Origin of the sequence: Microbulbifer sp. ARAS458-1 (assembly GCF_045348205.1) — a bacterium.
GTDB lineage: Bacteria > Pseudomonadota > Gammaproteobacteria > Pseudomonadales > Cellvibrionaceae > Microbulbifer.
The window spans coordinates 2,293,877-2,304,370 of record NZ_CP155838.1; the positions used below are offsets into that span (position 1 = coordinate 2,293,877).

Consider the following 10,494-nt stretch of genomic DNA (forward strand, 5'->3'; position numbering starts at 1 on the left):
GCTTTTTTTATGTTTGCCGTTTGGGCATTGCCTACACCGACGGGCTCTCCGGGCGTTAGGGTGATGACCCTGGCGTCTTTGTCCTGCCGACTCACAGGTGAGTTGGTTTTGTGCTAAGCAGTGCCGGCATTCAGAAACTACAGTTTTGTGCGACCAAGGCCGACTCTGCGGAATTAAACTAATTTTGCTGCGCACGGCGGTGCAGGCTTGTTATTCTGCTGTATGCCCCCACTTTAGCTGTTGAACAGGCACTAGCCGTACAAAAGACCGCATCAGGAACTGCGGCTTGCGACGACGAATACGCTGCCAATCTGGCGGTTCCTGCCGCCTGAAGGCCGAGAGGAGTTATATGGACCAGCCATCCGAGACCTTGAACGAATACCCCCTGCTGCCACTGCGAGACGTGGTGGTATATCCGCATATGGTTATCCCGCTGTTTGTTGGCCGGGAAAAATCCATTGATGCGCTGGAAGATGCCATGCGCAGTGATAAGCAGGTATTGCTGGTTGCCCAGCGTCAGGCATCAGAAGATGATCCTGGCGCCGAAGACGTTTACCGTGTGGGTACCGTTGCCAGTGTGTTGCAACTGCTTAAACTGCCCGATGGCACCGTGAAGGTGCTGGTGGAGGGCGGCCACCGGGTAAAGGTGGAGGAAATTACCGAAGGGGAAGGGCATTACCGTGCCACCGTATTCCCCATTGACTCCGAGGATTTACCCGAGGCGGAAGCGGAGGCGCTGGTGCGCTCCGCGATGTCCCAGTTTGAGCAGTATGTCAGCGTGAGCAAGAAGGTGCCCAACGAGGTAATGACTTCCCTGTCCGGGATCGATGAACCGGGTCGCCTCGCAGATACCATTGCCGCGCACATGTCCCTGGACCTGCCCCAGAAGCAGGAGCTGCTGGAGACGATCAGTGTCAAGGAGCGTCTCGAGCACCTGCTGGGGCTGATGGACTCGGAAATTGACCTGATCCAGGTCGAAAAACGCATTCGCGGTCGTGTCAAAAAGCAGATGGAGAAGAGTCAGCGCGAGTACTATCTGAATGAACAGATGAAGGCGATTCAGAAAGAGTTGGGCGAGATCACCGAAGAGCCCAATGAAATTGAGGAGCTGGAGAAGAAAATCGCCGACTCGGGGATGTCTGCCGAGGCTGAGAAGAAAACCCGTGCCGAACTGGGCAAGCTGAAAATGATGTCGCCCATGTCTGCGGAAGCCTCCGTGTTGCGCAGTTACATCGACTGGATGCTGAGTGTACCGTGGAAAAAGGCCAGCCGCGTGCGTCACGACCTGATCAAGGCAGAAGAAATTCTGAACAAAGATCACTACGGTCTGGAAGAGGTCAAGGAGCGTATCCTCGAATATCTCGCGGTGCAAAAGCGCGTGAAAAAAGTGAAAGGCCCGATTCTCTGCCTGGTTGGACCGCCTGGGGTCGGTAAAACTTCCCTCGGCGAATCCATCGCCCGTGCGACCAATCGCAAATATGTGCGTATGGCCCTGGGGGGCGTGCGCGATGAAGCGGAAATTCGCGGGCACCGTAGGACTTACATTGGTTCTTTACCGGGGAAGCTGGTTCAGAAAATTTCTAAAGTGGGGGTAAAAAACCCGCTCTTTCTGCTGGACGAAGTTGACAAAATGGGTATGGATCACCGCGGTGATCCCGCTTCGGCACTACTTGAGGTGCTGGATCCGGAGCAGAACAAGTCGTTTAACGACCATTACCTGGAAGTCGATTACGACCTCTCCGATGTGATGTTTGTGTGCACCTCCAACTCGATGAATATTCCCGGTCCGTTACTTGATCGTATGGAGGTGATTCGAATCCCCGGTTATACCGAGGATGAAAAACTGAACATCGCCCAGCGTTATCTCATTCCAAAGCAGCGCAAAGCCGCCGGTTTGAAGCCAGAGGAATTGGAGCTGGCAGATGAGGCTGTGCGCGATGTGGTGCGCTATTACACCCGTGAGGCCGGTGTGCGTGGTTTGGATCGGGAGATGGCAAAAATCTGCCGAAAAGTGGTCACCGAGCATGTGCGGAACGCCACTACTAAAAAGGTGGTGATCAAGTCGGAACAGCTAGAAGACTTGTTGGGTGTGCGGAAGTTTGATTACGGCCGCGCCGAGGAAGAAAACAAGATTGGTCAGGTCACCGGATTGGCATGGACTGAAGTGGGTGGAGAACTGCTCACCATCGAGTCTTCGGCGGTGTCCGGCAAGGGGCGGGTGATTAAAACCGGTTCTCTGGGTGACGTGATGCAAGAGTCCATTCAGGCGGCTCTGACCGTTGTGCGCGCTCGTGCGCAGGCGCTGGGTATCGCGCCAGACTTCCACGAGACCCGTGATATACATATTCACGTGCCGGAGGGGGCGACCCCAAAGGATGGGCCGTCGGCAGGTATCGCCATGTGCACGGTTCTGGCATCGGTGTTGACCAACATCCCGGTGCGCTCCGATGTGGCAATGACTGGTGAAATTACCTTACGCGGTGAAGTGTTGCGCATCGGGGGGCTGAAGGAGAAGTTACTGGCGGCCCATCGCGGTGGTATCAAAACCGTTCTGATTCCCGCGGACAATGAGCGTGACCTTAAGGATATTCCTGACAATATCCAGCAGGATTTGGTGATCAAGCCGGTAAAATGGATTGATCAGGTGCTGGAGTACGCGCTGGAAACAATGCCCAGCCCGCTCAGTGATGAAGAGTACTCTGCTTTGCAGAAGCAGGCGGATGAGCGCTCCCAGCGCTCGGTGCAAACTCACTAAAAGGCCAGCCATCCGGTCGGCAAAAAAACCATTGAAACCTCGGCAGCAAGTCGCGTAGAGTACGCGACCTGCTGTTGCTGCAGGTTAAAAAATGAACTTGCCGACCGTTGACTGAACAAGTGCGCTTCAAAATTGTCCAACTGCCCGCAAAGCCGCATGGTTCCTTGACCCACCAACAGGCAGTTGGTATAAAACGTGGCTTGTTGCGCTGCGGGGGAGCCGCAGGCGATTAAAAATCGACTGCTAAAAATGCACGATTGCGCCTTGTAAAACGGGGTTGCAACAGACCTGAAAAAGACACCTGGAAATCACGTCCGGAAGGATCTTCCGGATGCAGAATCTAGTTATTTAGACCATTTAGACCTAGAAAAGAACAGAGGGATATAGCGTGAATAAGTCCGAACTGATTGAAGCCATCGCCGCGTCTGCCGACATTCCTAAGGCAGCTGCTGGCCGCGCTCTGGACGCCATGGTAGACAGCATTACCGACGCACTGAAGAAAGGCGATCAGGTTGCTCTGGTTGGCTTTGGTACTTTTGCTGTTAAAGAGCGCGCTGCCCGCACCGGCCGCAACCCGCGCACTGGTGACCCGATTGAAATCGCAGCGGCTAAAATCCCGAACTTCAAAGCTGGTAAAGCTTTGAAAGACGCGGTGAACTAAGAAGCCTTGTAAAAGCAATGCTTCAAAGAGGCGTATCATCTGGATGCGCCTTTTTTGTTTGTGAAAGAAAAAATTGTAAACAGGATCAACAGATAATTTGTCCTGATCGGCCTCAGCAAACCCTGGACCTGAGATCGATACAACAATAAAGATTGATCTGCCTGAATACTGACAAGAGTTAATTTCGGAGCTGAATATGCTTCAGTCCATGCGTGACAACCTGAAGGGAACGGCCGCCATTATTGTTGCGGCGTTTTTCGGATTTATCATGGTGATCGGTGGGATTGATTTCTTCACCGGTGCCAGTGGTGGCTCCGCCGACAAAGTGGCGGAGGTAAATGGGGAGAAGATTACCCAATTGGATCTGCAACGGGCGATTCAGAATCGCCGCGCGATGATCGAAAGCCAATACGGCGAAAATGTACCAAGCGATCTGCTCACCGATGAGCAGCTGCGCGGCCCCGTGCTACAGCAGCTTGTTAATAGCGCAGTCATGCGCCAGGCGGCCTTGGATAGCGGCATGGCCATGAGCACCGGCGCTGTAGATAAAGAAATTGTGCAGATGCCCGGGTTTCAGGTAAACGGCCAGTTTGATCAGCAGATGTTCCGCGAGGGGCTGCGCCGCATGGGGTACAGTCCTGCAGGATTCCGTCAGTTGCTTGAGCAGGAAATGGTGATGCAGCAGTTTATAAGCAGCGTGTCCGACACTGCGTTCAGCACACGGACCGATGCGGAGAACATCGTGGCGGTATCCATGGAGGAGCGCGACTTTGATTACGTTACGCTGTCTGCTTCCCCATTACTCGAGGGCATCGAAATTGCCGACGAAGAGGTAGACGCCTTCTACAGCGAAAATCAGGCCTCGTTCCAGCGCCCGGAGCAGGTAGCGATTGAGTACATCGAGCTGACGCCTGAGCAGTTTGCGGCGAATATCGATATCTCTGAGCAGGACGTACGGGCTCAGTACGAGCAGGAGGTACAAAACTTCGAGGCTAATGTTCGTCGTCATGCCGCACACATCCTGGTAGAAGGGGATGACGAGGCCGCGCAAGCCAAGATCGCGGAAGTACAGGCAAAGCTGAACGAAGGTGAATCCTTTGAGGCGCTGGCAAAACAGTATTCCGACGATATTGTGTCCAGCGAAGAGGGGGGCGACCTGGGCTTTACTTCTGGTGATGTATTCCCTGAAGCGTTTGAAGACGCGCTGGCAGAATTGCAGGTAGGTGAGGTGTCCGGCCCGGTTCAAACCGATGGTGGAACCCACTTTATCAAGCTGATCGAAATTGCGGATGCGGAGCCACCGACCTTCGAAGAGCGCAAAGCGGCTATTTCCTCTCGCTTGCGCAATGCTGCAGCGGAACGCGAATTTGTCGATGCGGTCAGCCGCCTGGGTGACCTTGCGTACAACGCGGAAACGCTGGCAGCGCCGGCGGAAGAGTTGGGCGTTAGTGTGCAGAAATCTGCACTATTCTCTCGTCAGGGAGGTAGCGGTATCACTGGTGAGGGTCAGGTAATCTCTGCGGCCTTTGCACCGGAGGTGCTGGAGGATGGTAATACTTCCGACGTGCTGAACCTTACCGAAAATCACGCTGTGGTGTTGCGTGTTGTCGAGCACAAACCCGCCGGTGTAAAGCCGCTGGAAGAGGTGAAGGCAGAGATCGTCCAGCAGCTGAAACGCGAAAAAGCCAGTGAGCAACTCGCAAGCAAGGCTGAGCAGATTCGCGAACAGGCAGCCGCCGGTGAGGGGCTGGCGAGCGTCGCTGAGACAGAAGGCCTGACGCTGGAGACTAGTGATAAGACTCGCCGTGGTGGCTTCGGTGCACGGGGTGAGGTCGTGAGCAAAGTATTCGCGATGAATGAACCCCGCCCGGGAGCACGCACACTAGAGCAGTTCGCTCTGCCCAGCGGCGATGTGGTGGTTGTTCAGTTACGTGCTGTACGTGCGGGCGATTTGGCGCGGCAAAGCAAAGAGCAACGAGATGCACTACTACAGCAATTGGCTTCGATGCAGGGTAGTGCAGAGCTTGCGGCAGTGCAGCAGTTCCTGGCCGGTAAGGCGGATGTAGAAATATTCCGTGCGGAACAGGCTCAGTGATTGCCAGCTTTGATTGCTGAATAAAAAAACCGGCGAATCTCGCCGGTTTTTTTATGTCTGCTGGAAAAGTTTGTTTCGTTAACCGTTGTTGGCGCTATCCACAAACAGGGTCAGTCTTTGGCCAGGCTGTAGATAGCTGTTCTTACTGATTTTATTCCAGCGCACAATATCGCTGATGTCGATGCTGAATTTACGTGCGATACGGTAGAGGGAGTCACCGTTGCGTACCCGGTAGGAGAGTTTGCGGGTCGTTCTACTGTCGCTGCTGTCACTGTTGCTGTAGGCGACCAGCTGGCGGCCCGGGCGCAGGGTATCCCCCGGTGCCATGCTGTTCCAGCTGGCGAGTTCGCGCACTTTCACATCCAGCTTGCGGGCGATCGCCCAAAGGGTGTCGCCAGGGCGAACGGTATAGTTGGTTTTCTGCCCCTTCCCTGAGTTCTGTCGGCGTTTTACCCGCTGGTCAATGGCGTAGGCGTATTGGGTGTTGGGTCCTGAGGCGCTGGGTATCAGCAGAGTCTGACCTGCTCGAATGCTACTGCCGCGCAGCTTGTTTGCCTGCTGGATGGCTGTAATTGTCGTTTCGTAGCGGCGTGCAATCACCGACAGAGAATCCCCGCGGGCCACCCGATAGTGTTGCCAGCTGACACGTTGGTCTGCAGGGAGTTTTTCCAGTGCTTCAATGAATCGAGCACTTTTATCGCGGGGTACCAGTAGGCGATGGTTTCCGTCCGGGTCTGTGGCCCAGCGGTTGAACCCGGGGTTCAACAGATGCAGCTCTTCAATTTCCACACCGGCCAGTTCGGCAGCCTGGGCCAGATCGATCTGGCTGCCCACATTGACCGCTGCGTAATAGGGTTCGTTGCCAACATCATGCAGTGGAACCCGGTAGTGGTCTGAGCGCGATACCACTTCGGCAAGTGCCAGTAATTGCGGTACGTATCGCTGGGTCTCGCGAGGTAATTTCAGGTCCCAGAAGCTGGTGCCCTTGCCCTGACGGGCATTGCGCTCTCGGGCTCGGCGAACAGTCCCTTCTCCGGCGTTGTATGCGGCCAGGACCAGCAGCCAGTCGCCGTCGAATTTTGCGGACAGGTAATTGAAGTATTCCGATGCGGCGCGGGTGGATTCCACCACGTCGCGGCGGCCGTCATACCACCAGTTCTGGTGAAGTCCGAATGAGCGGCCCGTTGCAGGGATAAACTGCCACATACCGGATGCCTGGGCATGAGAGTACGCGAAGGGGTCGTAGGCGCTCTCGACAATCGGTAACAGGGCAAATTCCAGTGGAATATTATCCTGTTCCAGCTGCTCGGCGACATGGAAGATATACCGGCGGGAGCGTTCCGTTACCCGGGCCATATAGCCCTGGTTGGAAGAAAAGTATTTTACGTAATCTTTTACCTTGGGGCGATGGACTTCACGGTCGAGGGTAAATCCCTGTCGAAGACGTTGCCAGATATCGTCCGGCGGCAGGGCCGGCTCGGTGACGTTCAAGATGTTCTGGCTGATTTCGTTGTGCTCGCTCCCGCCAGTGGTCAGGTCTTGAGCGGCCCCATTTTTCTGAGAGGAGTTTGCGTTTTGCGGTGCAGAATCAATCTGCGTGCAGGCCCCCACGGCCGCTGCCAGTAGCGCAACGGCAAACTTCTTATAAACCATTCTGGTGTCCACGATCTGTTGTTATCTTGTGGCTCTCTAATCCTGCAAAGCGCGCCCAGCGCTCCTCGGATGCGATTCTGGCAGGCCCCGGGCCTCCAGCAGAAAGTGCTGCTGACAGATGTGGCCTCGGGATCAAGTCGCCAAATAATACACTTGAGCTTTGATTTGTAATTGTCTGATTCTAAAGAGGGGGATTGGTTCCGGTCAATGGAATTTGGTCAAAAAACGTCCTTCCATTGGCGTAAGGTGGCGAAAATTTCCACAGTATCCGCGCTGGCCGATGCCCCACGCTGCAGGGCCTGTTGGCGAACGCTGGGTTCCGCGGTGCGCAAGAAGGGGTTGGTGGCACGTTCCAGACCGATAGTGGACGGGAGGGTGGGCTCACCGCGATCGCGCTGTGCTCTGGCGGCCTGCTGGCGCTCGATCAATTCCTGGTTTTGTGGTTCAGCGGCCAGCGCAAACGCCAGGTTGGCGAGTGTGTACTCGTGGGTGCAGTAGACGAGCGTGTGCGAGGGCAGTGCCGCGAGTCTGGAGAGAGATTGATGCATTTGATCCGGTGTGCCCTCGAACAGGCGCCCGCAACCGGCGGCAAACAGTGTGTCGCCGCAGAACAGGTACCGCTCAGCGCCATCCTCCATAAGCAGGGCGATGTGATCGAGTGTGTGACCTGGCACCTCAAAAACCCTGCAATGTCTGCCGAGTAGGGTAAGCCGGGAACCTTCCTCCAGTGGGTGGGTGACGCCTTCGATGGTTGCGGGGCCGTAAACCGGGCAGTCAAAGGCGCTGGTGAGAGCGCTTACACCGCCGGTGTGATCGAAATGGTGGTGGGTCAGGAGAATGCCGGTGAGACGCTGCCCCTGCAATGCCGCCATTACCGGTGCGGCGTCACCCGGATCCACTACCCAGTGCTCTCCATTTTCCTGTAAGTGCCAGATATAGTTGTCGTTAAATGCCGGGATCGGGCGGATTGTGATCATTGGCTGTCCCCGCTAACCTAAGGATGATTGGCGAACCCTAACATAGGCACAATGCTGCGGCAGGAAGAATGTTGTCACCAGTGTGACTGGTCAGTGTTGGAAGGGGCGTGCGACCATAGGGTGGCAATGGCTGGATGACGGGAACTGGATGACAGGAACTGGATGACGGGAAAAGGAGCTGGAGATGACGCGGATGCCGGAAAAGCCGGGAAAAAAATCCCTGTTCTATCGCGGGAAAGCGCCCATAGCTCCGCTCGCCGAGTCCTGCCCGGCGCTGAGTGACTGGTTCGACAGTGGTTTGGGGCGGGAGATTTTGACCCAGCAGTTGGCACTGGTTCAGCCGGTGGTGGAGGGGCTGTTTGGTTATCACCTGATGCAGGCCAGTGTGGCCCGGCAGGTGGATTTCGCCGCGTGCAGTCGTATCAATCACCGCTTCAAGCTCAGCCCTTGCACGCAAGGTCAGGGGGCTGCACTTGTTGAGTTTGAGCAATTGCCGCTTCCTTCAGAATCTATCGATGTGGCAGTTTTACATCATCTGTTGGATTTTTCTCCGCAACCTCACCAGGTTTTGCGAGAAGCGGCGCGGGTGCTTATACCCGGTGGGCATATGGTTCTGATTGGCTTCAATCCATTTTCCTTGCTGGGGCTCACACGCCTGTTTCGATCGTCGAGTCCATATCAGTCCGGCAACCAGTTACGCGCTGCGCGTATCGCCGACTGGATGAATCTGTTGGGTCTTCAGTCTGGCGAGATTGAGCGCGGTTTCTTCCGTTTACCCCTGACGCATGGGGACCTTCTTGCCAAGACGTCGTGGATGGAGCGTGTGGGGACCCGGTGGCACTTGCCGTGGGGAGGCTTTTACATCATAGTCGCGCGCAAAGAAGTGGCGCGGATGCGTACGATCAAGCTCAATTGGCGCGGTGAGAAAAAGCCGGCTCTGAGTGTTGTGCCCAGCAGTCCACGCATAGCGGCGAGAGACAGGCTCAAGCCACTGCCCTCACACAAGCGGGGTCGGAACAGTAAGCGCTGACACGCCCTGCTCGGCAACCAGTCAAAAAATTCTAAACGAGTACGATTTGAAACAGGTCACCATATACACCGATGGCGCTTGCCGTGGAAACCCCGGCCCCGGTGGCTGGGGAGCATTGCTAATGAGTGGCGATGCAGAAAAAGAGCTGTGTGGCGGTGAGTCGCTGACGACCAATAATCGAATGGAGTTAATGGCGGCCATTCAGGCATTGCAGGCTCTGAATCAGCACTGTCGAGTGGATCTGCATACGGATTCCCAGTACGTCCGCCAGGGTATTACCGGTTGGATACACAACTGGAAGAAAAATGGCTGGAAGACTTCTGCGAAGAAACCGGTAAAGAACGCGGATCTCTGGCAGGCGTTGGATGCCGCTATCGGTGAACACGAAGTGCACTGGCACTGGGTGAAGGGGCACGCCGGCGATCCAGGCAATGAGCGCGCCGATGCGTTGGCCAATCGCGGCATAGATGAGTTGGGAGAGTCCTAAACCATGCGTCAGATAGTTCTGGATACGGAAACCACAGGTCTGGACCCGAAGTCCGGCCACCGGATTATTGAAATAGGTTGTGTTGAGCTGATCAACCGCAAGCTGACCGGTCGTCACTACCATCAGTACATCAATCCGGAGCGCGAGGTGGATGATGGCGCGATCGAGGTCCACGGGATCACCAATGAGTTTCTCGTCGACAAGCCGATTTTTTCGCAGATTGCCGATGAATTCATGACTTTCTGTGATGGTGCAGAGTTGGTGATTCACAATGCGCCGTTCGATGTGGGGTTTATTGATTCCGAGTTGAAGCGACTGGGAAGCCCTCGCTGGCAGAGCGTGACGGCTCACTGCGGGGTGCTGGATACCCTGGCGCTGGCGCGCGAAAAGCATCCCGGCCAGAAAAATAATCTGGATGCATTGTGCAAGCGCTATTTCGTCGATAATTCCCAGCGAGATTTGCACGGCGCACTACTGGATGCGGAAATTCTCGCCGACGTCTACCTGATGATGACTGGTGGGCAGACGGATCTCGCACTCGCCGGTGCCGATGCTTCCAATGATGACGATCCCGAAAGCCAGGCACAGGAGGCGGGTTCCATTCGCCGCTTAAGTGCGCAGCGGGCGCCGTTGCCGGTAGTGCGGGCAAGCGCCGATGAGTTGCAGGCCCACGAGGAGTTTCTCGGGCAGCTGGAAAAGGCGGGCGGTAAGCATTTTTGGTGAGTGTCTGCTTTGCTGCAATAAAAAAAGGGGCCTTGGGCCACTGCTGTCCCACAGTTTGGGATAACTGAAAAAGCCTGAACCAATCTGGTTACAATGATTCTGCGAAGAAAACA

General features: G+C 55.5%; 8 protein-coding genes. 6 read left to right on the top strand and 2 right to left on the bottom strand.

Annotated elements, in window-relative coordinates; all coding sequences use genetic code 11:
* The first annotated feature begins 349 nt into the window (after positions 1-349).
* The 3 genes from lon (at position 350) to AAFH99_RS09415 (ending at position 5,511) form a co-directional block, all read left to right on the top strand.
* Positions 350-2,755 (top strand): endopeptidase La, encoded by a 2,406-nt coding sequence (lon, locus tag AAFH99_RS09405; RefSeq protein WP_406827575.1) that lies wholly within the window; start codon positions 350-352, stop codon positions 2,753-2,755.
* A gap of 388 nt (positions 2,756-3,143) precedes the next feature.
* Positions 3,144-3,416 (top strand): HU family DNA-binding protein, encoded by a 273-nt coding sequence (locus AAFH99_RS09410; RefSeq protein WP_010132873.1) that lies wholly within the window; start codon positions 3,144-3,146, stop codon positions 3,414-3,416.
* Positions 3,417-3,612: 196 nt separating this feature from the next.
* Positions 3,613-5,511, top strand: a complete 1,899-nt coding sequence (locus tag AAFH99_RS09415; RefSeq protein WP_406827576.1) for a SurA N-terminal domain-containing protein — start codon at positions 3,613-3,615, stop codon at positions 5,509-5,511.
* A 78-nt stretch (positions 5,512-5,589) separates the two neighbouring features.
* On the opposite strand, the gene AAFH99_RS09420 is transcribed toward AAFH99_RS09415, so the two are convergent.
* Both AAFH99_RS09420 and gloB read right to left on the bottom strand, forming a co-directional pair.
* A complete protein-coding gene (locus AAFH99_RS09420; protein WP_043318143.1) occupies positions 5,590-7,164 on the bottom strand; it encodes a LysM peptidoglycan-binding domain-containing protein in 1,575 nt (524 codons plus the stop codon).
* A 218-nt stretch (positions 7,165-7,382) separates the two neighbouring features.
* Positions 7,383-8,141, bottom strand: coding sequence for a hydroxyacylglutathione hydrolase (gene gloB, locus AAFH99_RS09425; RefSeq protein ID WP_043316745.1), 759 nt, complete (start codon positions 8,139-8,141; stop codon positions 7,383-7,385).
* Positions 8,142-8,325: 184 nt separating this feature from the next.
* On the opposite strand from gloB, the gene AAFH99_RS09430 reads away from it, so the two are divergent.
* Genes AAFH99_RS09430 through dnaQ form a run of 3 tightly spaced genes read left to right on the top strand, consistent with a single transcriptional unit; the run spans position 8,326 to position 10,381 of the window.
* Positions 8,326-9,171 carry a class I SAM-dependent methyltransferase gene (locus AAFH99_RS09430; protein ID WP_406827577.1) on the top strand — a complete coding sequence of 282 codons (846 nt, stop codon included), beginning with the start codon at positions 8,326-8,328 and terminating at the stop codon, positions 9,169-9,171.
* 46 nt (positions 9,172-9,217) lie between these two features.
* Positions 9,218-9,658, top strand: a complete 441-nt coding sequence (rnhA, locus tag AAFH99_RS09435) for a ribonuclease HI (protein ID WP_081847926.1) — start codon at positions 9,218-9,220, stop codon at positions 9,656-9,658.
* A gap of 3 nt (positions 9,659-9,661) precedes the next feature.
* A complete protein-coding gene (dnaQ, locus tag AAFH99_RS09440; protein WP_043316737.1) occupies positions 9,662-10,381 on the top strand; it encodes a DNA polymerase III subunit epsilon in 720 nt (239 codons plus the stop codon).
* The last annotated feature ends 113 nt before the right edge of the window (positions 10,382-10,494 follow it).

What these genes read in the sequence shown, in the direction of transcription:
- AAFH99_RS09430 (WP_406827577.1), top strand. Translation starts at nt 8,326, where the DNA reads ATGACGCGGATGCCGGAAAAGCCGGGAAAAAAATCCCTGTTCTATCGC.
- AAFH99_RS09420 (WP_043318143.1), bottom strand. Translation starts at nt 7,164, where the DNA reads ATGGTTTATAAGAAGTTTGCCGTTGCGCTACTGGCAGCGGCCGTGGGG.
- AAFH99_RS09415 (WP_406827576.1), top strand. Translation starts at nt 3,613, where the DNA reads ATGCTTCAGTCCATGCGTGACAACCTGAAGGGAACGGCCGCCATTATT.
- dnaQ (WP_043316737.1), top strand. Translation starts at nt 9,662, where the DNA reads ATGCGTCAGATAGTTCTGGATACGGAAACCACAGGTCTGGACCCGAAG.
- lon (WP_406827575.1), top strand. Translation starts at nt 350, where the DNA reads ATGGACCAGCCATCCGAGACCTTGAACGAATACCCCCTGCTGCCACTG.
- gloB (WP_043316745.1), bottom strand. Translation starts at nt 8,141, where the DNA reads ATGATCACAATCCGCCCGATCCCGGCATTTAACGACAACTATATCTGG.